Genomic DNA, 25,818 nt, shown 5'->3' on the forward strand with positions numbered 1-25,818 from the left:
AAAACAGGGGAGAAGAAAGCTAAAATTCTATAATGCGGTTCTAGCTTGTCTGACTGCCACGTAAGGTGACCCCAATCGAAGCCACCATAATACAGGTCAAAGCCACCCACTGAATCAGGCTGATTCGTTCATGCAGCAGGACTAGACCTGCTAAGGCTGCTAATGCAGGCGCAAGACTGGAAAGTGTCCCATAACTGAGTTTGCTGAGACGTTTGAGGGCCATTAAATCCAGTGCATAAGGAATCGCTGTGGCCAGCAGTGCAATCACCAGTGCTTTACCCCAATATTGGGTATCCAGAAGTACAGGTGCATTATTCCAGAGCCCAAAAGGCAGCAGGGTCAGCGCAGATAAACCAATGGCAATGGTCAGGGCATGCATGCCGATGTTTTGCTGGACCACACGATGCCCAAAATAAATATACAGCGCCCAGAACAAACCGGCACTCAGAGCACACGCTGCACCGATATAGGAAAAATTTTGGGCATTGGCATCGTGCCACGGCACCATTAAAGCAATACCTAAAATCGCAAATGCCACCCAAATATAGTCACTGCGCTGTTTAATCGAGAGTAGGGCTAAACCGAGTGGGCCAATAAACTCTAAACCCACCGCAATCCCTTGAGGCAGTTTGCCCAAAGAGGTGTAAAACAGAATATTCATACAGCACAAGGCAGCGCTATAGCACAGTAAATCTCGCCATTTGAGTTCCTTTAATTTGGAAATGATTTTCCAGGAACGGAACATCACTGCAACCAGAATGGTGGCAAAACAGAGTCTTAAAATCGTCACGGTGAGCGGGTCAAGTGTGGCAATCAATTGCTTGGCGAATGAGGCACTGATCTGATAAGACAGCATGGATAGAACCATGTACATCACAGCGACTAATTGGTGGTTTTTCATGGGAGCTATCCGAGGCGCTGGTAAATGTTATGGGTGTGAGGAGATAACATTTTTTATTTCACCTCTTTCTGCTGTCGAGCTTGTTGCGTGGTAAAGGTACAGCCAATCGAAGCAATGATAATCGTACCTAAAGCAAGCCATTGATTCCAAAGTAATACTTCACCAAGGAAAATAAAGCCTGAGAGTGCGGCTACCGCAGGTTCCAGACTCATTAAGGTGCCAAAGCTCAGCGGGGTTAAACTCCGTAAGGCAATCATTTCCAAGGTAAAAGGCAGAGCGCTGGCTAAAATTGCAAGGCCAATAAAATAATATAAATTCGGCAGTTCAAATACCCGATCGACTGCTCCTGAGAAGAGCGCGAAAGGCAGTAGACACAGCATGCCAATTGACATACCTAGGCAAACGGTATGATTGCCTGAGATGCCGGAAGGCTTTTGTCCGGCAATAATATACAGTGCCCAACAGGCACCTGCACTGACAGCAAACAATACCCCGATCAGGTCGAGACCTTGCTGGGCCTGTTGCAAAGGGAACAGCAAAACCAGACCGAGAATGGCACAACCGACCCAGATAAAGTCGTATTTTTGCCGGGCATGATATAGCGCCACACTTAAGGGACCGATAAACTCAAACGCAACTGCCAAACCCAGAGGTAAGCGTTCAAGTGATAAATAGAACAGGGCATTCATGCCTGCCAGTGCGACACCATAAGTCAGAATGGCTTTCCAGCGGACCACTTTGAAATTAATGGTCCAGATCTTGAAAATGAAAGCCAGAATAATCGCACCAAAAAACAGTCGCATGGCAGAAACTGTCAGTACGGGAAAGCTTTGAAACAGGATTTTGGCTAAAGAACCACTGCCTTGTACACATAACATGGCAATCATCAACAGCAATAAAGCATGCAGAGGTGTTTTCAGTACAGGGCTAGACATCTTATTTTTTTACATTCGGTATAATATTCACATAATAATTCAAATGCCCATAAAAAAGCCACAGCATCAGCTGTGGCTTTTTCAGCATATTTCTAACTATAAATTAGAACAATACGCGAACGCGGATGGTACCTTCAACATGGTTCAAGGTATCTAGCGCTTCTTGAGATGCAGATGCGTCAACATCCATTACCAGGTAACCGATATCACCTTTGGTCATTAAAGACTGACCAGAGATGTTGATGCCTTGTTCAGCGAATAGGGTGTTGATCTTCGATAACACACCCGGTACGTTTTTGTGGATGTGCAGTAAACGGTGCTGACCATCAGAAAGTGGCAATGCGATTTCTGGGAAGTTCACTGCAGAAAGCGTCATACCTTTATCTGAGTATGCAACGAATTTTTCAGCAACTTCCAGACCGATGTTGGCTTGCGCTTCCATGGTCGAACCACCCACGTGCGGGGTTAAGATCACGTTGTCTAAGCCACGAAGTGGAGACTGGAATTCTTCGCCATTGGCTTTTGGTTCTTTCGGGAATACGTCAACCGCTGCGCCTGCAATGTGGCCCGCTTTGATTGCATCCGCCAAGTCTTCGATCACCACACAGGTACCCCGTGCTGCGTTCAAGAAGATTGAGCCTTTTTTCATTTTCGCGAACTGTTCTTTCTTGAAGAAGTTACGCGTAGATGGAACATCTGGAACGTGTAAAGTCACCACATCCGCAGTTTCTAAAAGTTCATCTAAAGAGCCAACTTGACGTGCATTACCTAATGGCAATTTAGTCACAGCATCAAAGTAGATCACTTTCATACCCAAGCTTTCTGCCAAAACAGAAAGTTGTGAACCGATCGAGCCGTAACCGACGATACCTAAAGTCTTACCACGAGTTTCAAAAGAACCCACCGCAGATTTGTTCCAGCCACCCGCATGTGTATCTTTCGATTTTTCAGGTACACGACGAAGTAACAAAATGGTTTCAGCAAGAACCAGTTCTGCAACCGAACGTGTATTTGAATACGGTGCGTTGAAAACAGGGATACCACGAGACATTGCCGCTTTTAAATCAACTTGGTTGGTACCAATACAGAAACAGCCAACCGCGATCAGTTTGTTCGCAGCTGCAAAGATTTCTTCAGTCAATTGAGTACGGGAACGAATACCAATGAAGTGAGCGTCTTTAATCGCTTCTTTCAAAGCTTCGCCTTCAAGCGCAGTTTTGTGGTAGTCGATGTTGGTATAACCCGCTGCGTTTAAGGTATCGATGGCATTTTGATGCACACCTTCTAACAGAAGGAAACGGATTTTGTCTTTAGGTAGTGATAGATGTTGGCTCATTACGGCTCCGCTACAAAGGCCAAAATTTAGTTGCAGTACTATAGCATACAGCTTTGAGATATAAATATTTGGTTTAAAATTAGCACAGCAGAATTGCTGATAATTTTTCAGTTGCAGCTGAATTTTATGGGTTAAACACATTTTGTTATTACAGTATCTTTATCCTGCGCTTTATCCCATGCCTGCTTCTATGTAAAATGCAGGTATCTGATAGTCAAACCTGAAACCCTCAGGTTTGCGCTGTTCTGCCGAGTTTCCATATGTTGGATATTACAGTTTAATATATTGAAAAATATTGTATTGTTATCCAGACGCTCTATCTTTACTTCTTGCTAGGCCTGTAAACGATGAATGCTTCAGTCGCTTTAACACCTGAGTTATTGACCCAATTAACGGCAATTGTGGGTGAAAACCGTATTAAAACCGATGCCGACAGTTTGGAAAATTGGGGACGTGATCATACCAAACATTTTGATCCGAACCCATCAGTCATCGTTTTCCCTTCAAGCACCGAACAAGTGCAGGCCATTGTCAAACTTGCCAACCAGTTTAATGTAGCGATTACCCCATCGGGTGGTCGTACCGGCCTTTCTGCGGGCGCGGTCGCAAGCAATGGCGAGATCGTGATTAGCTTTGACAAGATGAACCAGATTCTTGAGTTCTACCCAGCGGATCGTATGGTACGCGTACAAGCAGGTGTGGTGACCGAGCAATTACAGAATTATGCCGAAGAACAGGGCATGTACTATCCAGTAGACTTTGCCTCAGCAGGCTCAAGCCAGATTGGCGGTAATATCGGCACCAATGCGGGCGGTATTAAAGTCATTAAATACGGCATGACCCGTAACTGGGTGCTTGGCTTGACCGTGGTAACAGGTAAAGGCGATATCTTGCGTTTAAACAAAGGCATGATTAAGAATGCAACGGGCTATTCACTTCAGCATCTGTTTATTGGTGGCGAAGGCACATTGGGTCTAGTGACTGAAGCTGAAATCAAGCTTGAGCGCCAGCCACATAACTTACAAGTATTGGTGCTCGGTGTACCTGATTTTGATGCGGTGATGCCTGTATTACATGCTTTCCAGAAAGATATCGACTTAACCGCATTTGAGTTCTTTGGTGAACTTGCGATGCAAAAGGTGCTCGATCGTGGACATGTACAACGTCCATTTGAAACACAATGCCCATTCTACGTATTGCTTGAGTTTGAAGCGCCGTATGAGCCAATTGTCGACAAGGCCATGGAAATCTTTGAGCATTGTATGGAACAAGGTTGGGTGCTGGATGGTGTGATGAGCCAGAGCCTTGATCAGGTCGAAAGCTTATGGCGTTTACGTGAAGATATTTCGGAATCGATCGCGCCGTTTATTCCATACAAAAATGATATTTCAGTATTAATTACCCACGTACCTGCATTTATTCGTGAGATTGATACAATTGTTCAAGATAACTATCCTGACTTTGAAATCTGCTGGTTTGGTCATATTGGTGACGGCAACTTGCACTTAAATATTCTAAAACCTGAAAACCTGACCAAAGATGAGTTCTTTGCCAAGTGTCAGGTAGTGAATAAATATGTGTTTGATACCGTGAAAAAATATGATGGTTCGATCTCTGCCGAGCATGGTGTGGGTATGACCAAAAAGCCATATTTGGAATATTCACGTTCGCCTGAAGAAATTGAATATATGAAAGCATTGAAGTTAGCATTTGATCCGAAAGGGATTATGAACCCGGGTAAATTATTTGATCTTTAATACTTGATTAAATAAAAGAAGTTCTGCTAAAAGCGTATCGTAAGATGCGCTTTTTTATTAAAATATATATTGCTGTAAGTAAAAATTTACAATTACATAAGTAATTATTCTATTTATTGGGGAAATTGATGTTTAAGAATACTCTTTTATGTTTATTCATTTTATTTGGAACTCAGCTCGGATGGGCTGACGATAATTTGAGTAAAGGTGATAGGCCGTCTGACTTAGACTTGGCTTTAATTAAAGCAGGACTTTTAGATACGAATTATAAAATTATAAATATTTCCACAACCACTGAAAAATTAAATAAAAAAAGAAATCTAGATCCTGACTCTAATGCTTTTAAAATAATTTTATCTTCTACGGGGTTACTTCAAGAAATGAATTTTGATGTAACTTTATTAAAAGCTCAATCAAATAAAGATTTAGAAGATCCTATAAGTAAATATGTTGACATGTTTACTAATATTTTATTTCCAATATATTGTTATGAGCTAAGCCAAAATATATTTACGAAAGTAAATGCAAGTACGATGAAAGTTTCTTTAAGTGCGAAAGATGGCTCATTTATTGGACAGGTTCAGAAAAATAACTCTGAATGTGATTGGGAACAATATAATTATATTGATTTAAGTTCTAGGAGGTTTAGACCTAATGATGAAATGTCCCCTAAATATCTTATTTTTCCATCAATACCAAATTTCCAATCACACGAGTTAGGTTGGAAAAAAAGAACTTTAGAAATTCAGTTATTAGTCAATGAAAGTGGTGATGTTATAAAAGTTGGGTATCCAAATATTTATTTTAGTGATGAGACAGATAAGATATATCAAAAGCTGAAGCCTGCATTTTTGAATGCAAAATTTTATCCTTATATTTTTGATGGCGAGATAAGGTCCTTTTTAATTACACAGCCAATCGAACTACAAAGTTCAGGAAGTGAGCCTTTGTTTCACAAAATTATAAAAAGTATTTTGAGTAAAGAATAGAAGCATTAAGGTCCTTTAGTAAATGAACCTGTTTGTTACTCTTTAATTCTGATTTTTCCTTTTATTTAATTGAATATATTGGATAAGATCACGATCAGTAAGTCTACCTTACTGATCGCTTGTAATTTAGATACCGCTTTCCAGAATACGAATGTTCACATCAGACACATGGTCTTTGGTCGCTTCAAAATGTTGCTGCATATGGGCAGTTTGCATGTGAGCTTCCAAATGAGCAGTACTTTGCCATTTCTCTAACATGACAATGGTATTCTCATCAGTGGCCTGCATCTCAATCGCAGGCAGGTGATCAATCAAGGCTTCATAACCATGACAGCCATCTTCTGCCAGTACGGTTGGCGTCACTTTTTTAAATGCATCTAAGACTGCTTGACGATGCTCAGCGCCTGCATGGGTACGGATTTCAGCAATAATAATTAGCATGATCTGTCCTCGCTTAATGTGCTGCAAATAATTGATCTAAATGTGCTTTGTACGCTTCGATATAGCTTGGCACATTCGGTGCCTTGATCACATCATTGACAATAAAGGTTGGAAGCGATTCCATACCCAAGAATTGATTGGCTTTGTGGAACGGGAGATAAACACCATCCACACCTACACCGTGGAAGAACTGGTCAGGATCGGTAAAGGCTTCCATCGGTGCATTCCAGGTTAAAGACAACATGTATTTTTTACCTTGGATTAAGCCACCTGAACCATATTTTTTAGAGGCATCTGAACGGCTGCGACCGTCACTGGCATAGAGTGAGCCATGACCAATAGTAAAAATATCATCAATATATTTTTTCATGGTCCACGGTGCACCCATCCACCAGCCTGGCATTTGGTAAATCACCACATCTGCCCATAAATATTTGGCAATTTCGGCCTGAATGTCATAGTCACTGTCGGTACGCGTCACCTGTACCTGATGACCTAAGCTGCTTAGATGTGCTTGAGACATCTCGGTCAGGGTGTCATTCAATTCACCATTGGAATGTTCAAACTTTTTCGCGCCGTTAATAATTAAAATATTGCTCATGGGATTACTCAAAAATAGATACTAAAAACTGAGCGTATTTTAGAAAATCTATTCATGAGTAAAAATGCATAAATGAGCAAAATACTATTGATCAAAAGTCAACAATTAAACTATTCAGCTTTTGACTTTTTTGCCTTATACCAACGGCGAATACCCCATAAAATTGCAATCGCGAGATACAAGGGCCATAACATCACGAGCCAGATGATCGTCTCTCTTAAGCCATAGAGCCCGATTTTAATCGCTTCCCAGATTCGGCTGAGTAAAGGATCGCTGTCTAAGGTTGCAATGCGACTGATATTGAGATCACGGGTCTTGCGCACTTGCGCTTGCTGGAAAAACTCCAGTCGGATGGTGCTATAGGCTAATCGGTCTTTGACTTCCAGACTGGTCAGTTGCTGCAACTGGTTGTTGACCGCATTTGATGCACTGTTACTTTGGTTGGCGGTATTCAGTTTTTCTTCAAGCAGTTTTAATTCATAACGTTTGGCTTCATAGCTTTGGCTATTAAAGTTCAACATCAAGGGCAATAGCTGATTCAGGAAAGGCGTAACCTGTTGATTGGGGATACGGACCGTGAGTTGTACCGTGGGGGTGATTTTTTCATAAATATCGACACTGCCATCAATACGATCCCGTTCAGATCGGTCACTGACTTGATAATTAATTTTTTTCTCTTCGATATAGCCTTGGTATTGCGATAATTGCTGTTCCAGTGCCGATGTCGTTTTTAATACATCTTTGACTTCAAACTGGAGTTGGGCACTTTTAACCAGTTGACGATTCTGCTCCAAGGCATTTTGTTGCTGACTCACCAGTTGTTCCGGATTTTTCGCGGCATTGTCCTGAATCGCTTGACTGTCTGCAGCGGCAGTTTCAGTCGCAACAGCAGCCTCATTTTCCGCCTGGTCTGGATGTTTTGAACAAGCAACCAGACTGCTGCCGAGTATTAAAATAATCGTTAATTTTTTAGTAAAATCTGACATCTCTGCATGCCTAAATTGTTGTGATATGAAGGTCGTAAAATCAGTATTTTCGATTTATTTGTTTATTTATAAGCAGATTGTTGAATCCAACAAATCTCTAGCACGGCATAACATTTTGTTGCCTGACCATGCAGTTTTGTATAGTAGCATAAATGAGCAACATGAAGTGCAGAGGGCAAAATGTATAAAACGGTAATGATATTGGGATGTGCTTTATTCCTCAGCGCATGTAATCAACCCGTCACCGAATCGCAACAGCAGGCGGCAGTTCAAAAAAGTACGGCGATGCATGCGGTACTACTGGATCAGCCGAATTTATTTCACGATGAAAATAATCTAAAGATAGATCAGCAGTTTAATACGGCAGAAAATCCTACCGATGCACAGATTACGGTGGAACAGGCACAATTAGATGATTCTGTTGTGGCAGTGCGTACCGAATATCAGTTAAAGCGCGATCAGGACGTCTGGAAAATTGTGAATAAGAAGCAAAGTTACCAATGTGCCAGAGGTGAAAATACCGAAAGCTTCCAGTTTGAGTTATGCCCATAATGATCGGGACTCTATTGTCCAGTCTAAAATCTATTCAAAGATGTGGATAACTTTCAGGTTATTCACATTGTCACAATCGCTGTGGAAGATGGATTCAAATTGCTGTCATTTTAAAAAAGTGCTAAAGTTGCGCTTGGCGATTGTGCCAGAAGGTAAAACATTTACCAGTCTCACGTAAATAGATTGTTTTTCTTATATACACCTAGTGAATACGGTGTTTTCACATTTATCACATGCTTTTTTAGGGCATGAAATCAAAATTTAATTCTAAACCATAAAATCTCGTGGTCGTGATCCTGTTTTCTTTTTTTGAAAATGGGACGGGCACTAGTTGGTTATTTTTGTGAATAAAACATGATGACGAATAATCAGAACATGACGTTAAACCGTATAACGCTCATGTTTCCTTTAGCTTTAGTGCTATTTGAATTTTCGGTTTATATCGGTAATGACCTGATTCAGCCAGCCATGCTGGCCATTACCGAACAGTTTGCCGTGAGTGCAACCTGGGCGCCCTCATCCATGTCGTTCTACCTGTTAGGTGGTGCCAGTGTGGCATGGTTACTTGGCCCGCTTTCAGACCGGCTTGGACGTAAAAAAGTATTACTGGCAGGTGTGGCTTTCTTTACGATTTGCTGTTTACTGATTTTGCTGACCCAGAATATCGAGCAGTTTTTAACGTTACGCTTCCTGCAAGGTATTGGTTTATCGGTGATTTCAGCAGTGGGCTATGCTGCGATTCAGGAAAGCTTTGCAGAGCGTGATGCCATCAAGGTCATGGCACTCATGGCCAATATCTCTTTGCTTGCCCCTTTGCTGGGACCTGTGCTGGGTGCTTTCCTGATTGATTATGTGTCATGGCATTGGGGTTTTGTCGCGATTGCCGCTGTGTCGCTGATGAGCTGGTTTGGCCTAAAGAAATTTATGCCTGCTACACAGGAAAGTCGTAAACAGCCGAAACAGCCATTTAGTTATATTTTTGATGACTTTAAAAAAGTGTTTAGCAATCGCCGTTTTCTTGGTTTAAGCATTGCTTTACCTCTGGTCGGTATGCCGTTAATGCTGTGGATCGCCTTGTCACCCATCATTCTGGTGGATGAGTTAAAGCTCAGCAGTGTGCAATATGGCCTGGCCCAGTTCCCGGTGTTCTTTGGCCTGATTATCGGTAATGTGATTCTAATCAAGATTATTGACCGTTTCCCTTTAGGTAAAACCATTTTAATGGGCTTGCCGATTATGTTACTGGGAACGCTATTCCTTGTGCTGGGGGTGATCTGGCCCATTTATCTGGTGCCATGTTTATTGATTGGCATGACCTTGGTCAGTTTAGGCGAGGGGATCAGTTTCTCTGTGATGTACCGTTTCGCCTTGATGTCTTCCGAAGTGTCAAAAGGAACTGTCGCTGCGGCAGTTTCAATGCTGATGATGGTGAGTTATTTTGTCATCATTGAACTGGTACGGGTGCTGTATACCCATGTACATATCTGGGCTTTTGCACTGGCGAGTGTGGTGCTGATTGCGTTCTGGTTTGCACAACCTCGAAAAGTGTTAAAACAGGTGATGCAGGAGCGAAAAGCTGAAGGCATCAATTAATAAAAAAGCTGAGATCAATGTCTCAGCTTTTTTTATACTGCTCAAAACAACAGCAAAACTGTGGATATCTTTTTAGTTACTCACAGTACGCAAATTATTTGATCACACCACAGGCAATACGGTCTCCGCCACCACCTAAAGGTTTCGGTGAGTCAGAATAATTATCGCCACCCACATGGACCATGATGGCCCGACCTTGAATATCTGCCAGTTTCAGACGGGGTGCAATCACAGGTTGGGTGGCAAAGCCTTTTGCATCTACAACCAGAACCGGTAGGTCACCCAAATGACCATTTTCCGGGGTACCGTGATGAGGGGCATTATTGGGATTTAAATGACTTCCAGCTGCAAGTGCCGCACCCATTTTACCATCTTTGATTGCGGCTTCACATGAGCCATTTTCATGGATGTGGAAACCATGTTCACCCGGCGAAAGCTTGCCGAGTGCAGGCGTAATGAGCAGTCCTTTAGCTGTTTCCTGAAAAGCCACTGTACCAATCGAAGCACCAATTCCTTTTGCATCGACCTGATAGATCTGTACCAGTTGTTTTTGTTCTTGCGTGGTTGATTGGGTCTGGATTTTTGATGCATTGTGATCTAAATCAGCAGAAGAACAGGCAGCAATACTCAGGCCCAGACAGCCCAGTAAAGAGAGTTTTTGAATCGTTAAAGTCATTGCGCAGATATCCTTATAAATTATCTTTATTTGACGATTCAAACAAAGTCTAGGATATCCCGCAAGCAAGTTAATCAATTGGTGACAAAAAATTAAACAAAATAAACCTATTTGGTTTCAGATGGAGCATCCAGTGTTGCAACCGGTTCATCCACATTTTCATGCAGCCATTCACGCCAGATCGCCAGTAGAATCGCCAAAATGACGGGGCCAATGAATAAACCGACTAAACCAAAGCTGGCAATGCCACCCAGTACCCCAAACATGATCAGGATAAATGGAATCCGGGTTGCGCCTGAAATCACCAATGGACGAATCACATTATCTGAGCTACTGACAATCAATACACCCCACAGCACCACCCCAATCGCTTCCATGGTTTGGCCTTGCGCAAAGAGCCATAGGCCAACACCTAGATAGGAAACCGGTGTACCAAAAGGAATCAGCGCGAGGATAAAGGTGACCATGGTGAGTAGCATCGGATTCGGTACACCCGCCACAAAGTAGCTCAAACCTGCCAGCAGAGCTTGTGCCACTGCAGTTAAGCCAACGCCATAGACTACGGCGCGGGTGGTTTCTGAAATGGTATCCAGATAATGATGCACACGTGGTCCAATCACCATTTCCAGAGCACGACTCACCTGAGCCAGAATCATTTGTCCGTCACGATAGAAGAAAAACAGGGTCATGATGGCAAAAGTCAGTTTGACCAGATTACGGCTAATTTCACTCAGGACAAAACGTCCATAACTCAAGTGGCTTTGAATCCATTCCGCAATATTCTTGGTAATGCTATTCGGATCATTGCTGAGTTCATTTACGGTACGGCTGATATCCTTACCAATGATGGGCAGGTTCTTGATAAAGTCCGGAAGCTGGATATGACCCGAGAACAGTTGACGCTGTAAATTAAAATATAAATTCCGTCCTTCCAGTTGCAACATGAAGATTGCAAAAATAAAAGGAATCCCGATCACTAAAATCACTAGCGTAATCATCAGTGTGGCATTTAGGGTAGGGCGGTTTTCACCAAAGAAACGACGCTGAACCCATAAATAAACAGGCCAGGTCATATATGCAATAATGGCCGCCCAAAGCACAGGGACAATAAAGTATTTGAGAATACTGAATCCCAAAAAGAGCAGGACAAAGAACAGTCCAAATAGCAAAACGCGTTGTAATATAGGAGCGTATTGTTGCACAAGCGTCCGTCTCTAAAAGTAAAATTTGAATAAAATCATATTAACTGAAAAATGTGTCCAGTAAAATTTCATTCGGTAATTTCATTTTTAAATGTTTTGTTCCAAGCACAGCATAAAATTTAAAATGTCACGGCGTTCGATAGTCAGATATGTAAAAAACTGGAAATAATGATCTGCACAAAATACATGAACTCACGCTGGCAACATTTACTATCGAGTTTAATACAGGAGTCGGCAACGAGTTACAAAGCGTATTGTTAGATTAAATCCATCCAGCATCCATGAATGAATTTTAAGGAGTAGTTTGATGGCTTATTCAAATAATCAGAATCAATCACCTGAAAAAGCAGATCCGCATAATCAAGCACAAGCAAATCCCAATGAGGCTTCCCACTCCAATGACAACGTCGCCAAGCTATTGAGTAACGATAACGTCAGTTATCAAGAGGTTGAAGGGCTGACGGATACAGATCAATTACAACAGAGCTTAGATCAGAGCGCGGCCTCGCAAAATCCTGACGGAAGTCATGGTAATGAAAATATTCGTAAAGCGGCAGAAAATCTGGATCGTGATGAAATGAAGCATAATCTGAAAGATGAAAGTGCTGAAAAAGATGGGCCGAGTGAAAATCCTGCACCCTTTATCACGCCTGAATAAAGATCAATGCCTGCTGAATCGATCAATATCGAGAACCAATCTTTTCACGCGTTCCATTCACATGAAATGGAACACGTGGATCTGGCTGAATTAAAACCATTCACTGGGATCGTCGACTAACTGGTTTAACACCGGTTGCCACTGGCTCTGGATACTGACAAAGTTTTTCTGGGTTTTATCGAAAATACTGAGACCCTGCATGGCCAATGTGCCGTAGGCACTCCGCTCTGAAATCCAGGCTACAGGTTCCTGTTCAATCTTGTTAAAAAAGTCCTGAATATCTTTAGAGCTGGAACTGTTCGGTTTGACCCGATTGGCAATCAGCAGGATTTGTACCTTTCCTTTACGAATGCGCTTAATGTCGTGCAAATGCTTGAGGAAACGACGGGTACTATCAATGTCAAAGAACGAAGGTTGCAGTGGCGTCACAATGGCATGGGCTTCGCTGACCAGTTGTTCTGCATGCTCGCCTGACAGCGCACCAGGCGCATCAATAATTAAATAGTCCAGATTTTTCGGTGCTTCTCCGATTGATTTTTCATGACGCCAATCCAGACTTTGAATGCCTGTCACGGTACCTGGACGCTGTTTTAACCATTGCAAAGATGATTTCTGGTTATCTGCATCGGCCAGCGCAACCTTATAGCCTTTTTGTGAGAGTGCGGCAGCGAGCGTGATCGCTGTCATGGTCTTGCCACAGCCACCTTTTTGATTTGCGATTAATATGGTTTTCATGAAATTAGATTTATTTAACTTGGCTCTCGTATTCAACCATACCTTAGCATCTTTTTAGCGCGAGTGTGTTACACATGACAAAAGTTTAATGTTGCAGTTAAATAGCGATATTCAGAAAAAGGAAGGTTTTATGTCGGTTTGGCTTGCAATGTTGATCGGTGGCTGTATTGGCGTTGTCATCACCACCCTTATTTTGTCCAGTACCCGTAATGGTCGTGTACAGGCTGAGTATGAAAAATATATTGCCGAGCTGGAGCTGGAACACAAGCAAGCCTTGCTGGATGCGCAGAAGCGCAGTGTCAATACCAGTCGGGCGGTGTTGAAGGGCAAAATGGCGGAACAGTTTGCACCGATCTTGCCTGAATTCCAGTATCTGCCTAGTGATGCCAAATTCCTCGGTGATCCGGTCGATTATGTGGTGTTTGATGGTTATACCGATTTCCGCGATGGCGATGGAACGGCCGAAGATATCGAAGTGATCTTGCTCGACATCAAAAGTGGCGGGGCACGCTTAAGCAAGGGACAGCAGGCCATTGCCCAAGCGGTACGCGAAGGCCGGATCCGTTTTGAGACCTTAAGAATCGATTTTGAAGATTAATGCGGGATCTGTAATTTCTGTGCCCGCGCGAATAGCATCTTTTGGGCAATGGCCGGAATGCCTTCCGCATCAAAATATTGTTTTTGGATCAGTTTAAATTTGGCTTGTAACAGGTGCCGCTCTATATCGCGATTAAGATGGCAACCATCTGCAATACGTTTCTGGATCGGGGTGAGTAAAGTTTGCAAGGACTGTATTTTCGCAGAGTCTGGATGTTTGACATGTTCAACCAGATGAAAGGTCCCTGTCGGCTTGAGCACGCGATAAATTTCTGCCAGTGCCTGATCGAGCTGGGCAATACTGCACAAGGTCCAGGTTGAGACCACATGATCCAGAGAAGCTGTTGCAAAAGGCAGTTTCTCTGCACTGGATTGGATATGCTTGATAAAGAATGGCGCTTGTTGAACCCGTTCAACCGCAAGCAGATAAATGTCCGGATTTGGCTCCAGCGCATAGAGCGTATCGACATTGCCATAGAAGGGAATATTCAGACCTGTACCAAAACCAATCTCGAGAACCTCGCCTTCGATCGGGAGCAATAATTCACGACGTCGATCCATCAGGCTGGCGGTTTGCATGACCTGATTAAGCAAGTGAGGGAATATACGGCGTTGATAAAATTGGTAAATCATGCAAATCCATTCGTTGATTCAAAATAAGAAAAGGTCACTGCACCACAAAAATATGACTAAAGTGAGTTTGATTGTTACCAAAAAAAGCACTTTTTTTCACCATCTAAGCATACTATGAAGAGATGTGCTTTTCTAAGTTTTTCGTTATTTTGAGGATGATTGAGCCATGAAAAAACGTCTGTTGATGAGTTTATGCATGGTTGTTGCAATTGGGCAGACACATGCATCGACCAGTGGGGAAGAATACAATATTGCCAATGGTTTAGCGCCCGTTGTGAAATATCAGTCGATTTCGGTACTCAAGCCGTTTGATGGGAATTTCCGTATTCTCGGTTCAAAACTCTATCATGATGATGAGCAAGCCAAATTTTCTCCGATTGATTATGCGGTCAGTTTAGGACTTTTTGCTGACCCTCAGATTGCGCGAACCATTGATGTGCAACAATATGATCGTTACCTGAACTGGAAAATGAAAACCTTACCGGTCCCACCCGATCAGGCCATCAAAATGGTATCGAATATGCACATTATTCCTGCCAATCCAGAGATTGCCAAACAGATTAAACAGGTAAAACGTGGTGATCTGGTGCAGTTAAAAGGTGAGCTGGTCGAGATTCGTGATAAGGATCTGGTCTGGAAATCATCGCTCACTCCAGGTGGTGTCGGTGATGGGGCCTGTGAACTGTTCCGTGTCAGTTCAATTCAGTGGATTGAAAAACAGAATATTTAACTTGATGCTGTATTTAAATAAAAAAGAGGGCGCGAAATCCCTCTTTTTTTATGCTTGTCAATTATTCTTCTTGTGCTTTTGTTTCAGCGGATTGAGTACTTCTCCAGTGATGTAACTGGCTTTGAGCATGTAGATATTCATTGAGCTGATCGACTGGCTGGCGAGTCTCTGTTTTAGCAGTATTGGCCTGATCCAGAAGTTTTGCCTGCTGTTCCCAATAATCATATAGCAAGCCTTGAATATAACGTCCTTGCTCGGTTTTTAGTTCCAGCTCTTTTAACATCGACAGCGCAGATTTGACATTGTCCTTTTGGCGCTGCTGTTCAAATTCAGGGGTTAAGGTATTGGCTTCTTTCATCTTGGCCAATTCCATTTCCATGCTATCGCTCATGTCGGTAAAGCGACGATCATAGTCATCCAGTATGGCAATATCATGACCATCATCTGCGGTTGCAGGGAACTGTTTGATCGGTAGCTGCTTTAATTGACCAATCTCATCATGGGCTGAACTGCTTTGCTGCTCCTGTTTGGCAGTCGGTTCTTTATCTTTATTACAGGCGCTCAAGAGCAGGGCTGAACTGAGCATACAGCTCAGGGCAAAGGCGGTTCTCATACTCAACATAGATCAACTCGACAAATATTTAGTTTGCAACTTTCTGAAAATGATATGCAAAGGTGGTATAGGGGAAATCAATCTGATCTTGCGCAGTTAAACCGGTAAAATCAAATACAATTTGTTCGAACTTTGCTTTTAACTGTTGTTGTTCTGCCACTGGCATGGCGGCAATAAAGCTGGTCGATAGCAGACGCTTACTCACCACTTGCTCAACCGTGCCATGATGTTTCTGCTGGAAGGTTTGCAATTCAACAAAGTGAAACAGTTGCTGATGCTCAAATACCTGTTTCCATAACTCACTGTGATAACGTGGCGTATCCCCTTCTAAAGGGGCAATTTCATCTGCCAGTGCGTTGACCCAGTCCACCGTGGTGTCGCGTTGATTCCAGATCAGTCCTAATTGTCCTGTTGGTGTCAGGACCCGATACATTTCCGTCAAGGTTTCGAGATTGGCAAACCAGTGGAAGGACTGGGCACATAGAATCGCATCAATTGCGCCATCTGCCAGTGGCAAATGATCACTGGATGCCTGTATACATTTCACCTGTGGATGGCTATGCTGAAGCTGTTGTAACATTTCAGCGACAGGCTCAACCGCAATCACTTTTGCCTTGCTTTGCAACAGGTAGGGTAAGAATTTGCCAGTCCCGGCACCGAGGTCAATAACAGTGGATTTTTCACCTATTTTGAGCCGATCTTGCAGCCAAATGGCAATATCTTGCGGGTAACTGGGGCGAACCTGCTGGTACAGTTCGGCACCTAAACTAAAGCCTTTTTGAGCGGCTGGGTGTAAGGATTGTGTCATCTTTTGCGCTTTTTAATCTGTCTTATCTCTATAAAATAAGATACTCCGCAATTATGGTTTGGCAAAGCCATCATTTGGTGACTTTTTGCTACAAACCTTGGATCAATTTTTCAGTGTGAGCATGGATAAGCAAATCGTATTTGAAGATGAACATATTCGCGTTATTTTTTTAAAAGGTTCAAGTGACACTTTAGTGGTTTCGTTCGGCGATTTGATTAGTCGCGCCAAAGGAATGTCCATTAATGCTGAAAAATCATTAATAAAATATCAATACAACGTCCTTGGCATTATGCCAAAACAAAAATCATGGTTTCCTAAAAGCAGCATGCTGCAAATGCAGCAACAGATTCTGCCTATTTTGCAGCAATTCAACGAAATTGTCGGCTATGGCGGCTCAATGGGTGGCTATGCTGCAATTAAATATTCCAACTTGTTGAATATGCAAAAAGTGGTGGCTTTTGTCCCACAATATTCAATTGATCCCGATGTGGTACAAGATCGCCGTTATGCCGAGTTTTTTGATGCCAGCATTCATCAAGACATGCAGATTCAGGCCGATGAAGTCGATGCATCACGTGAATATATTATTGTTTACGACCCATATTTTGCAGACGATAAAGAGCATTTCTTAAAAATTCAGCCTTTATTACCGAAGATGCATGTCATTCATTTGCCATTTACCGGTCATGAAGCGCTTTCGGTGCTGGCAAGTTCGCAATTGCTGAATGATTTTGTCGAAAAACCTTTTGAAATTACTTATTTCTACAAGCGTGTACGTGAAGTTAAAAAGCAAAGCAAATTCTATTATCGTCATGTGCTGGATGCCTTATTGGCAAGACATCATCAGGCCTTATTGAAGATTTTAGAAAACAATGAGTTTGAGCTGGATGAGCGCTATTTTGATGCGGTCATCAAGCAGAAGCTGGTACAGCAGCTATTTAAGCTGAAACATGGCAGCGAACAGAACCTGCATAAGCTAGGGATTCAGCCCCATTTCGTACAACAGGCCGGTCGGTCGAAGCCAACGCTCATAACGGCTCAACAGAGCTGTCTGGTTTTTAATCTGGTGAGTTTAAAACTGGAAAGTTATAGCGCTGAGATGCTTGCAGCCAATCCGAACTATCTCGTTCCGTTAAAAGTCACTGCCACTGCATTGGTGGAACTTGAACTGAATGATGAAATTTATTTATTGACCATGAATGACCGTGGTATTCACAAGCTGGTCAAAGTCGGTGAGGCTTTGGCCTTAGACCAGTCACCGCTGGTGTTTAAACAGTATGCCGAGTTTTGTAGCATCAGTTATAAGCAACTGAGCTTAAGCTGTGATGAACAAGGCTTCACGCATTTTGTTGAAAATAATGTGGATGAGCAGACCAAGCTGCAATTATTTAATTAATTCTTTGCCATAAAAAAGCCCTTTGCGTTGCAAAGGGCTTTTTTTAGAACGGTCTTAAAGGATTAGTTTGCACCAATTTTTGCGTTGGTATTCACATTGGCATTGACGCCGAGCACTTTAACACCGACATTGGCACCTGTTTGCAGGCCTTTCTTATCTGCATTCAAGCCGGTTTGAGCATTTACACCGGTAGTTTTACCGTTTACCTGTGCTTGTGCATTGGTTTGAGCACCTAAATTTAATGACTTAGGTTGGTTAGATGCCTTTTTGTCTTCAATACGTTTTTTGACATTTGCAGTGGTCTCCGCTGCAAACTCTTTCCCATCAACAGTTTTCTCTACTGCATAATCTTTGGTGTTTTTAACGGCTTCACCGGTTTTGTTCACGACAGTTGAACCGATATGAGTTGCTGTTCCAACGGTTTTTTGAGTTGCGCTTACGCCTGTATTGACAGCAGCGTGACCGACATTATGTGCTGTATGACCTACGCCTTGTGCCACGTGACCAACGCCTTGAGCAGTATGTTTCACTGCGCCAGTCACACCCTTAAGCAAGCCACCAGACTGTACGTTGACTTGAGCTGAGCCATTCGCATTGACCTCAGCGCTCTGTGCAAAAACAGAGGCAGAAGCAAGGATAGTTGTTGTCACGATAGCTGTTTTGATCATTTTTTTCATTGCGATTTCCTTAAGCGATGTACCGTAAAGCGGTACTTCATTAACGCAAGTGCATCATAGCGAGCAAAAAAGAAAAAATGTGTGATTTTCATCAAAAATTACATCCAGATTACAGCTCAAACACACTTTGGAGAGAAATTGTGAAGACTGGTGGTCATAATAAGCACGTGAAAAGTGATGTTTTTTAATTAATATAAAATCCTGTAAATCATCATTTTTATATTTTTAGGGCAAAACGGTTTTTAATCATTTCGAGTTATATTTTATCGAACCAAATATGAAAATTTAGAATATTTAAATAGGATTAAACCGGTTTAAAAATAATCAAAATCATGGCATTTTTATTGCTTGGTATAAATAGGTGAAATCGTAGTTGTATTTTTTTGAGTCATTTAAAGTTTTAGGACCCACTTCGATTCCACCTCATTTTTCATTTTGAAAAATGAAATCGAGTTAAAAGATTTAAGGGGTTGAGGTCCCATGAAATTTTTAATCGTATTGAATTGAAGGGTATATGTGAAATTTAAAGTGAATTTTTAAATTGTATTCGCATTATTTATAGAAAAACAACTGATAACCAGGTAATGACCAGTAACTCAGGCACTGGAGAATATGAATGAAACAGATAGCCGCTTTTTTATTTGTCCTGATCGGACTTGGCGTGGTGGTGTTCTATTTTGAACCGGCAGAGCCGACAAGTTCATCGGATGATACCGCGATTTACCAGATGCGGCCTGAACAATCAGGCAATAGTTCAACCATTTTAAATCAAGAGGAGGCCAAAACAGCAACCCATACAACATCCACGATGTTAAATAAATTGCAGACAACTCAAAAAGATGCTCAATTTTATGACACCAAAAGTGATCCTTCGATACAACCGATTGATCCGGAAACTGACCCAGCAAATGAAATTAAAAAACTTTAAATGAGCTGGATTTCTTTATCCAAGAAAACCAAAAAACTCAAAAGTTCTTTATCCAAGAATGATGGAGATCCACAGTGAACAATAAAATTTTATTATTACTAAGCTTATCCGCTTTTTTAACCACTACCACCTCAGCTGCAACACTGACAACTGACCAACTCAAACAACGACTCAGTTCTGCGGCATTAAACAAAGTAGAAAAGGGTAAAATTAATATTGCAGCCCTGATCGACAATGATTCGAATGATTTATTGATCGAATATGATAACAGTGCAACCAGCACCACTTTTGGGCGAGAAAAACGCAGCCTGATTGCGGATGGTAAAAATCAGTTCAAAAGTAAATACAGCAAAGCCGCAGGCTTTCAAACCTTACGTGAGTTTAATGGCCTGCCTTTGGGCTTGTACCGGATTCAAAACCGCGAAACCTTGGCGCAAGTGTTAAATGATCCGAGCGTCAAAGGGGTGTATCCGAACCGTAAAAATGTAACCACCACCATGGAAAGTCTCCCCTTAATTAACCAACCGCAAGCAGTTACAAATGGCTTTAGCGGAGAGGGGACCAGTGTGGTGGTGATCGACACGGGCGTGAATTATAAGCATGCCGATTTTGGCTGTACCGCGGTAAATACCCCGGCATCGAGTTGTCGTGTGGTATATGCCTTTGACAGCGCTCCGGATGATAACAGTCTGGATGATGATGGGCATGGCAGTAATGTATCAGGTATTATTGCCAAAGTTGCACCGCAAACCAAAATTATAGGGATCGATACCTTCCGTAAAATTCGTGTCAATGGTCAGTGGGGCAGTACTGCCTATGACAGTGATATTCTGGCGGCCTTAAACTGGACCGTGAACAATGCCCAGACCTATAACATTAAAGCGGTTAACCTGAGTTTAGGGGTGCCAGGGGTGAAATATACCTCTGAATGTAGCAACAGCAGTTATAGCACTGCCTTTGCCAATGCACGTGCTGCAGGTGTTGTGCCTGTAGTCGCGTCCGGCAATGATGGCTTTGCCGATGGTATTTCCTCACCGGCCTGTGTTGCAGGAGCTGTACGGGTAGGCGCTGTTTATGACAGTAATATTGGGGGTGTTTCCTGGGGTAATCCAGTGAAGTGTTCAGATCCGACTACTGCAGCCGATCAGGTGACCTGCTTTAGTAATGGCGGCTCACTGGTGACCTTGCTGGCACCGGGTGCCATGATTACCGCAGGCGGTGAAACTCAAGGCGGCACTTCACAGGCGGCCCCGCATGTTGCAGGCGCGATTGCCTTATTACGTGCCAATGATGTCAGTCCATCCGAGACGATAGACCAGACCGTGAACCGTTTGAAGGCAACAGGTAAGCCGATTCACGATAAACGTACTGGTTTGATCTTCCCGCGTATTGATTTAGCTGCGGCCACCAGTGGACTCAATGCGAATTAAGCTGGGTTTAGAAGATCAAGACTGATCCAGAAAATAGTTTAAAAGCCATAACTCGTTGCAGCTAGAGATAGCAGCAACGAGTTTTTTTATGGCCTCAATGGCATTGCGCCAGTGTGCTGGCACTAAAATTACTTTGCAGTTTCTTGAAATTTGCCTGCACGGCAGGATCTTCAATATCAAATGCTGTGGAGGTGTTTGCAGAGGCGCGGGTGGTATATTGTGTCGATGAACTCGCTGAAATTAATCCAGAGTGATTGAACGTCCAGTGCTCTATGGCTTGTCCGCCGTCAAAGTAGCCGATGAATTCAATAATGCAATTTTTATCCTGTTTCATCAGTTTCGCAATATTGCCTTCTGTTGTTGGAGAAGCAGCAATATTTTTAATCTGCTCTAATACTTGGGGAGTGGCTGGGCTCTGGTTTTGCAAGGTTGAACAGGCGGTGAAACTCATTCCACTCAGCACTGAGACTAACATGATCTTGAAGGGGCGATGCAGCATGGGCAAAATTCCGGTCCTGTGAATTAATCACCTCAGTGTGTGGTCTAGGGGCGTGAAGTTCAATGCATGTTTTGAGATAACACTGTAAATTTTAAGCTTATTTTTTTGAATGAATCCAACAGCAACATGATTTGGCAAATTCTGTCAAAAATAATGCTATAAACGGCCTGTCTTGATAATGACCGTTTCAGAGCTTAATGCCATAGTGTTTTGGGCTTTAAGTACAGGGAACAAGAGGTCATGAATACGAAGTCGAAAGCTGTAGCATTTCATCGGGTCATCGTCATTGGTGGCGGTTTTGCAGGATTAGGGGCTGCAATCAAACTGAAAGAAGCTGGCATCCATGATTTTATCTTGCTTGAGAAAGCGGATGAGCTGGGTGGGGTATGGCGTGAAAATACCTATCCCGGTTGTGCCTGTGATGTGCCTTCTGCCTTGTATTCTTATTCTTTTGAACCGAATCCTGCGTGGAGTCGGGTGTTCGCTGGACAGGCTGAAATCAAACAATATTTGCAAAATACTGCACTGAAATATCAGGTCATGCCGCATGTTCACTTCAATCATGAAGCCTTAGCCGCAACGTGGTCAGATGCTAAACAGTGCTGGATCATTAAAACTAATCAAGGCGAATTACATTCACAATTTGCGATTATGGCGTGTGGCCCGATGCATGAGCCTGTAATACCGGATGTCAAAGGATTAAAAGACTTTAAAGGGGAAATTTTCCATTCATCGCGTTGGCGCCATGATCTGGATTTAACCGGAAAACGCGTCGCCGTTGTTGGCACGGGTGCATCAGCGATCCAGTTTATTCCCCAGATTCAACCTTTGGTAAAGCAACTGACGGTATTTCAGCGTACACCGCACTGGGTCTTACCGAAGTCGGATATGCCTTTACCTGCTCCGATCCAGGCCGTTTTTAAATATCTCCCTGTTGCCCAATCGCTGATGCGTGGTTCGGTATACGGTATTTTTGAGAGCTTAAATGGTGGCTTACAAAGTAATGCAGCGATGCGACAAGTACAGCGTATTGCTGAATTTCATATTAAACAGGGAATTAAAGATCCTGAATTACGCCGTAAAGTGACGCCCAATTATGTGATTGGCTGTAAGCGGATTCTCCAGTCCAACGAGTGGTATCCTGCTTTGGCACAACCGAATGTTGAAGTGGTGGCTGCTGCTCTTAGTGAAGTCAAAGACAATCAATTATTTACCAGTGATGGTCGCTGCATCGAAGCAGATGTGATTATTCTCGGTACGGGCTTTGAGGTGGCTGAACCGCCGATTGCCCAACGAGTGTTTAACCGTCATGGTCAAAGCATGTCAGAAGTCTGGCAGGGTAGTCCGGAAGGCTATATGGGAACCATGGTGGCGGACTGTCCAAATGGCTTCTTGATGTTTGGACCCAATATTGCGGTGAGTTCTTCGGCATTTATTATCATTGAAGCACAGCTGGCCTATATTATCGATGCACTCAAACAGGCAATTCAGCAAAATATTCAAACCATTGAAGTTGATCCTGTGCGCATGGTCCGGTTTAATCAGCGTGTACAAGCAGCCTTACAAACCACGGTCTGGAATAAAGGCGGTTGTCAGAGCTATTTCATTGATCGTAATGGGCGCAATAGTACAGTATGGCCATGGACGACGTTTAAGATGCGCCAGCAACTCAGTCATTTTAATTTAAATGAATATCTGATTGATCGTCAGGTCGAACCACAAATTGCCCCCGTTTCTGCCTGATCAAGTTAAAAAAACCTCTAGTTTAAGCTAGAGGTTTTTGATTAATTCGATGAGGGCTGACTGAGTCCGGCACGTTCAATCGGAACATTACCTTCATTGGTTCCGACCACTGCATCTTTGGTGTCTTGCCATTTTTTAGCGGTAAATTGTTTGGCTTTCTCTGCTTGTGTTTGAACAACTTCAGATTGTTCCTCGGTATATTTCTTGGTGTCTTGCCATCTTTCACTGATCTTTTGAGATGTGTTTTCAGAAGCACCCTGAATCGAGTTGCCCAGATTCTGTATACCTTTGCCTGTTTTATACAGCAATACACGACCGATGCTTGGGTTATCGCCGTAAGGCATAGCTTTTTCAGGCTCTGCATTTGATACTGTTGAGGCATTTGTGGTATCTGCTGCCCAGAGAGAAGACGAGGCTGCAAGTGCAGTGGTTAAACATAAGAGTTGTACTTTATTCATCATCTTTTCTGTCCTTTCAGCGATCGTGTCGCAATCGAGATTTTATATCTTATCGTTGAGTTGAAGAAAAGAGTGGGGATGAGATGAAATTGATACGGTAAGTAAATATTATGCCTGTTCAGTTCTAGAGCTCATATGTTTGTAGCGTATTCAATGCTTCATCAAATCAAGCAGATTGGGATGTTAATCTGACATTTTATGATCGTTGACGCCTCATTTTCCTCATGATAGTTTTAATTCAACAAAAATCAATATTTGCACGTTTTACTTTTAATCAAAATAGGTATCTTCTGAGGTAGAATTTGGAATCTTATATGTCACTTCTGCCGCATAAGAGTAGTTATGCATTATGAACGACATCAAACCATGAGATCAAGATGAAAAGAATCGGTATCTTAAATAGCTTTTCGCATGAGGCAAACGAGCTGAAGAGTTCTCTATTGCGGATATCTCAAATGGAAGATTACGAAGTAGAAACGATTGAAGACTTCAACCTGCAAGAGACTGTTTCAAGCGCCATATGGGGATTGATTAATTTATGTGATGTGTTGGTCGCCTTCGTCAATGCCAAATCAGAAAGCTTATATTATCAAATAGGACTGGCTCACGGGGCGGGAAAGCCTGTCATAATAGTTACTGATCACGAATACTCGTTGCCACCAGAGATAAGGGGTCAGCGCATACTGAGCATTTCTCAACGAAGTCTCTTTGATAATAACTTCGTGTTTCAGCTAACAGAGGCAATTGAAGATGCTACAAGAAGAAAGTCTGGCTACCTAGGCCCCAGAGGCGAACATAAGCAATACGTTGTATCAGATACCTTTCAACCTTCTGTAAATTTTCGTGATCTTTTCGCTGCTGAGGGCCCTAGGCGGAGTAGGCTTTTTGAACAATGGTTTGCAGAAATAGCAGGCGGAATTGACGGCTGGGAAGTAATTGCATCTGAATCCATAAATCGTAGAGACAGCGGTTTCGACTTGGTTATCTGGAATTCTCAAGAAGATTCCGAACTTGCTATTTTGGGAAATCCAATCGCAGTTGAAATTAAAGCCATTGGCTCGATGAATTCGTCAGTGCTTCACCACTTTCTTCAGATGAGCAAGAAATCAGGAATTAAAGGTCTAATACTTGCGACAACTGGGTTAAACGATAAGAGAACTAAAAACCTGCTTAGTAAGCTAAGAGCCGAAGAAGGCATTAATGCTATCGCACTAGATCGAGATGATCTCGTAAACGTAAGAGCTCCTAGCGATTTACTACATCTTGTCAAGACGAAGGTAAGAGAAATCCTGTATGGTCAGGAGTTCTAAAGATGTTTGATATAAACCACTTTCAGACATTAATCAACAATGTTGATGCAGCCACAACAAATCACCAAAAGGGCGCGTCTTTTGAACTTCTTTCTATTTATATGTTCGAGCATTTGAATGGAGTGGATGTTACTGATCACGACATCAGAATGCCGTCAGAAGAAATTGACATCGTACTATGGAACGCACAGACAGAGGAGATACTCAGACCATGGGACTCTGTGATTCTTGTGGAGTGTAAAAATTGGAGCTCGACCGTTGGTGCTCCAGTCTTAGATAATTTTGTAAATAAAGTTCGACGTCGGGCCTTAACTACAGGAATATTTGTTGCCGCAAATGGAGTTACAGGAGGATTTGTGAGAGGCGATGGGAATGAACCTGGTGCGATTGGTATTTTGAGAAGTGCTTTGCAGGATGGAATCAGAGTTATTGTCATTACTATGGATGATATCCGCTCTCTAACTTCACTAGATGACATAAGGGCATTAATAAAGAAGCGATACTGCGGGCTTTATGTACACAAAGTCCTTTGAGCATAACAAGGCGCTGCTATCGGACAAAATTTCCGCTGTGCTCCAATTTTGCCATAGAGCACGGCGTTAGCCGTTCAATTTACTTTCGGAGAAATAAAGGA

The 25,818-nt window shown here is 42.6% G+C and carries 28 protein-coding genes; 13 read left to right on the forward strand and 15 right to left on the reverse strand.

Annotated features, from left to right (window positions below; all coding sequences use genetic code 11):
- Positions 1-40 precede the first annotated feature (40 nt).
- The 3 genes from ACNQO6_RS10380 to serA form a co-directional block, all read right to left on the reverse strand.
- Positions 41-901 carry an EamA family transporter gene (locus ACNQO6_RS10380; protein ID WP_440208906.1) on the reverse strand — a complete coding sequence of 287 codons (861 nt, stop codon included), beginning with the start codon at positions 899-901 and terminating at the stop codon, positions 41-43.
- 53 nt (positions 902-954) lie between these two features.
- Positions 955-1,836: an EamA family transporter gene (locus ACNQO6_RS10385; protein WP_440208907.1), complete on the reverse strand. Its 882-nt coding sequence runs from the start codon at positions 1,834-1,836 to the stop codon at positions 955-957.
- A gap of 103 nt (positions 1,837-1,939) precedes the next feature.
- Positions 1,940-3,172 (reverse strand): phosphoglycerate dehydrogenase, encoded by a 1,233-nt coding sequence (gene serA / locus ACNQO6_RS10390; protein ID WP_343580753.1) that lies wholly within the window; start codon positions 3,170-3,172, stop codon positions 1,940-1,942.
- A 347-nt stretch (positions 3,173-3,519) separates the two neighbouring features.
- On the opposite strand from serA, the gene ACNQO6_RS10395 reads away from it, so the two are divergent.
- Complete coding sequence (locus ACNQO6_RS10395) at positions 3,520-4,929, forward strand: FAD-binding oxidoreductase (RefSeq protein WP_440208908.1); 1,410 nt, start codon at positions 3,520-3,522, stop codon at positions 4,927-4,929.
- Positions 4,930-5,057: 128 nt separating this feature from the next.
- Complete coding sequence (locus tag ACNQO6_RS10400; RefSeq protein WP_440208909.1) at positions 5,058-5,918, forward strand: hypothetical protein; 861 nt, start codon at positions 5,058-5,060, stop codon at positions 5,916-5,918.
- A gap of 126 nt (positions 5,919-6,044) precedes the next feature.
- On the opposite strand, the gene ACNQO6_RS10405 is transcribed toward ACNQO6_RS10400, so the two are convergent.
- From ACNQO6_RS10405 to ACNQO6_RS10415, 3 genes are all read right to left on the reverse strand, one after another.
- Entirely contained in the window at positions 6,045-6,359 is a 315-nt protein-coding gene (locus ACNQO6_RS10405; RefSeq protein WP_440208910.1) for a putative quinol monooxygenase, read from the reverse strand.
- A 13-nt stretch (positions 6,360-6,372) separates the two neighbouring features.
- Positions 6,373-6,960, reverse strand: a complete 588-nt coding sequence (locus ACNQO6_RS10410) for an NAD(P)H-dependent oxidoreductase (protein WP_199949005.1) — start codon at positions 6,958-6,960, stop codon at positions 6,373-6,375.
- Positions 6,961-7,070: 110 nt separating this feature from the next.
- A complete protein-coding gene (locus tag ACNQO6_RS10415) occupies positions 7,071-7,946 on the reverse strand; it encodes a DUF4349 domain-containing protein (protein ID WP_440208911.1) in 876 nt (291 codons plus the stop codon).
- A gap of 180 nt (positions 7,947-8,126) precedes the next feature.
- On the opposite strand from ACNQO6_RS10415, the gene ACNQO6_RS10420 reads away from it, so the two are divergent.
- Together ACNQO6_RS10420 and ACNQO6_RS10425 are read left to right on the forward strand one after the other, a co-directional pair.
- Positions 8,127-8,498, forward strand: a complete 372-nt coding sequence (locus ACNQO6_RS10420) for a hypothetical protein (protein WP_032873732.1) — start codon at positions 8,127-8,129, stop codon at positions 8,496-8,498.
- Between the two features lie 357 nt (positions 8,499-8,855).
- Positions 8,856-10,091, forward strand: coding sequence for an MFS transporter (locus ACNQO6_RS10425; protein ID WP_440208969.1), 1,236 nt, complete (start codon positions 8,856-8,858; stop codon positions 10,089-10,091).
- Positions 10,092-10,185: 94 nt separating this feature from the next.
- Here ACNQO6_RS10425 and sodC read toward each other — a convergent pair whose 3' ends face one another.
- A complete protein-coding gene (sodC, locus tag ACNQO6_RS10430; protein ID WP_440208912.1) occupies positions 10,186-10,767 on the reverse strand; it encodes a superoxide dismutase [Cu-Zn] SodC in 582 nt (193 codons plus the stop codon).
- 107 nt (positions 10,768-10,874) lie between these two features.
- Positions 10,875-11,969, reverse strand: a complete 1,095-nt coding sequence (locus ACNQO6_RS10435; protein WP_262768919.1) for an AI-2E family transporter — start codon at positions 11,967-11,969, stop codon at positions 10,875-10,877.
- 307 nt (positions 11,970-12,276) lie between these two features.
- On the opposite strand from ACNQO6_RS10435, the gene ACNQO6_RS10440 reads away from it, so the two are divergent.
- Positions 12,277-12,627 carry a hypothetical protein gene (locus ACNQO6_RS10440; protein ID WP_440208913.1) on the forward strand — a complete coding sequence of 117 codons (351 nt, stop codon included), beginning with the start codon at positions 12,277-12,279 and terminating at the stop codon, positions 12,625-12,627.
- Between the two features lie 90 nt (positions 12,628-12,717).
- On the opposite strand, the gene ACNQO6_RS10445 is transcribed toward ACNQO6_RS10440, so the two are convergent.
- Positions 12,718-13,362, reverse strand: a complete 645-nt coding sequence (locus ACNQO6_RS10445; RefSeq protein WP_343580769.1) for a ParA family protein — start codon at positions 13,360-13,362, stop codon at positions 12,718-12,720.
- A gap of 130 nt (positions 13,363-13,492) precedes the next feature.
- Between ACNQO6_RS10445 and ACNQO6_RS10450 the strand changes: the two genes are divergently transcribed.
- Positions 13,493-13,960: a Holliday junction resolvase-like protein gene (locus tag ACNQO6_RS10450; RefSeq protein WP_032873739.1), complete on the forward strand. Its 468-nt coding sequence runs from the start codon at positions 13,493-13,495 to the stop codon at positions 13,958-13,960.
- Here ACNQO6_RS10450 and ACNQO6_RS10455 read toward each other — a convergent pair.
- Entirely contained in the window at positions 13,957-14,592 is a 636-nt protein-coding gene (locus ACNQO6_RS10455; RefSeq protein WP_343580772.1) for a class I SAM-dependent methyltransferase, read from the reverse strand. The genes ACNQO6_RS10450 and ACNQO6_RS10455 overlap by 4 nt on opposite strands.
- Before the next feature lie 166 nt (positions 14,593-14,758).
- On the opposite strand from ACNQO6_RS10455, the gene ACNQO6_RS10460 reads away from it, so the two are divergent.
- Entirely contained in the window at positions 14,759-15,322 is a 564-nt protein-coding gene (locus tag ACNQO6_RS10460; protein ID WP_440208914.1) for a hypothetical protein, read from the forward strand.
- A 61-nt stretch (positions 15,323-15,383) separates the two neighbouring features.
- Here ACNQO6_RS10460 and ACNQO6_RS10465 read toward each other — a convergent pair whose 3' ends face one another.
- On the reverse strand, positions 15,384-15,944 hold the full coding sequence (locus tag ACNQO6_RS10465) for a hypothetical protein (RefSeq protein WP_343580775.1): 561 nt from the start codon (positions 15,942-15,944) through the stop codon (positions 15,384-15,386).
- A gap of 19 nt (positions 15,945-15,963) precedes the next feature.
- The gene (locus ACNQO6_RS10470; RefSeq protein ID WP_440208915.1) at positions 15,964-16,743 is read right to left on the reverse strand and encodes a class I SAM-dependent methyltransferase; all 780 of its coding nucleotides are present in this window, start codon (positions 16,741-16,743) and stop codon (positions 15,964-15,966) included.
- 121 nt (positions 16,744-16,864) lie between these two features.
- Here ACNQO6_RS10470 and ACNQO6_RS10475 point away from each other — a divergent pair, with 121 nt between their 5' ends.
- On the forward strand, positions 16,865-18,139 hold the full coding sequence (locus ACNQO6_RS10475) for a hypothetical protein (RefSeq protein WP_440208916.1): 1,275 nt from the start codon (positions 16,865-16,867) through the stop codon (positions 18,137-18,139).
- A gap of 62 nt (positions 18,140-18,201) precedes the next feature.
- On the opposite strand, the gene ACNQO6_RS10480 is transcribed toward ACNQO6_RS10475, so the two are convergent.
- Positions 18,202-18,816, reverse strand: a complete 615-nt coding sequence (locus ACNQO6_RS10480) for a hypothetical protein (protein ID WP_343580778.1) — start codon at positions 18,814-18,816, stop codon at positions 18,202-18,204.
- Positions 18,817-19,432: 616 nt separating this feature from the next.
- Between ACNQO6_RS10480 and ACNQO6_RS10485 the strand changes: the two genes are divergently transcribed.
- Together ACNQO6_RS10485 and ACNQO6_RS10490 are read left to right on the forward strand one after the other, a co-directional pair.
- Positions 19,433-19,744 carry a hypothetical protein gene (locus ACNQO6_RS10485; RefSeq protein WP_440208917.1) on the forward strand — a complete coding sequence of 104 codons (312 nt, stop codon included), beginning with the start codon at positions 19,433-19,435 and terminating at the stop codon, positions 19,742-19,744.
- A 74-nt stretch (positions 19,745-19,818) separates the two neighbouring features.
- A complete protein-coding gene (locus ACNQO6_RS10490; RefSeq protein ID WP_440208918.1) occupies positions 19,819-21,174 on the forward strand; it encodes a S8 family serine peptidase in 1,356 nt (451 codons plus the stop codon).
- Positions 21,175-21,268: 94 nt separating this feature from the next.
- On the opposite strand, the gene ACNQO6_RS10495 is transcribed toward ACNQO6_RS10490, so the two are convergent.
- On the reverse strand, positions 21,269-21,673 hold the full coding sequence (locus tag ACNQO6_RS10495) for a hypothetical protein (RefSeq protein WP_440208919.1): 405 nt from the start codon (positions 21,671-21,673) through the stop codon (positions 21,269-21,271).
- A gap of 240 nt (positions 21,674-21,913) precedes the next feature.
- Here ACNQO6_RS10495 and ACNQO6_RS10500 point away from each other — a divergent pair, with 240 nt between their 5' ends.
- Positions 21,914-23,416: a flavin-containing monooxygenase gene (locus ACNQO6_RS10500; protein ID WP_440208920.1), complete on the forward strand. Its 1,503-nt coding sequence runs from the start codon at positions 21,914-21,916 to the stop codon at positions 23,414-23,416.
- A 41-nt stretch (positions 23,417-23,457) separates the two neighbouring features.
- Here the strand turns inward: ACNQO6_RS10500 and ACNQO6_RS10505 are convergent, their stop codons facing one another.
- Positions 23,458-23,877: a hypothetical protein gene (locus ACNQO6_RS10505; protein WP_199973276.1), complete on the reverse strand. Its 420-nt coding sequence runs from the start codon at positions 23,875-23,877 to the stop codon at positions 23,458-23,460.
- Between the two features lie 374 nt (positions 23,878-24,251).
- Here ACNQO6_RS10505 and ACNQO6_RS10510 point away from each other — a divergent pair, with 374 nt between their 5' ends.
- Positions 24,252-25,184 carry a hypothetical protein gene (locus ACNQO6_RS10510; protein ID WP_440208921.1) on the forward strand — a complete coding sequence of 311 codons (933 nt, stop codon included), beginning with the start codon at positions 24,252-24,254 and terminating at the stop codon, positions 25,182-25,184.
- 2 nt (positions 25,185-25,186) lie between these two features.
- On the forward strand, positions 25,187-25,717 hold the full coding sequence (locus ACNQO6_RS10515) for a restriction endonuclease (protein WP_440208922.1): 531 nt from the start codon (positions 25,187-25,189) through the stop codon (positions 25,715-25,717).
- Positions 25,718-25,818 lie beyond the last annotated feature (101 nt).

The organism is Acinetobacter calcoaceticus (assembly GCF_051947995.1).
Taxonomy (GTDB): domain Bacteria; phylum Pseudomonadota; class Gammaproteobacteria; order Pseudomonadales; family Moraxellaceae; genus Acinetobacter.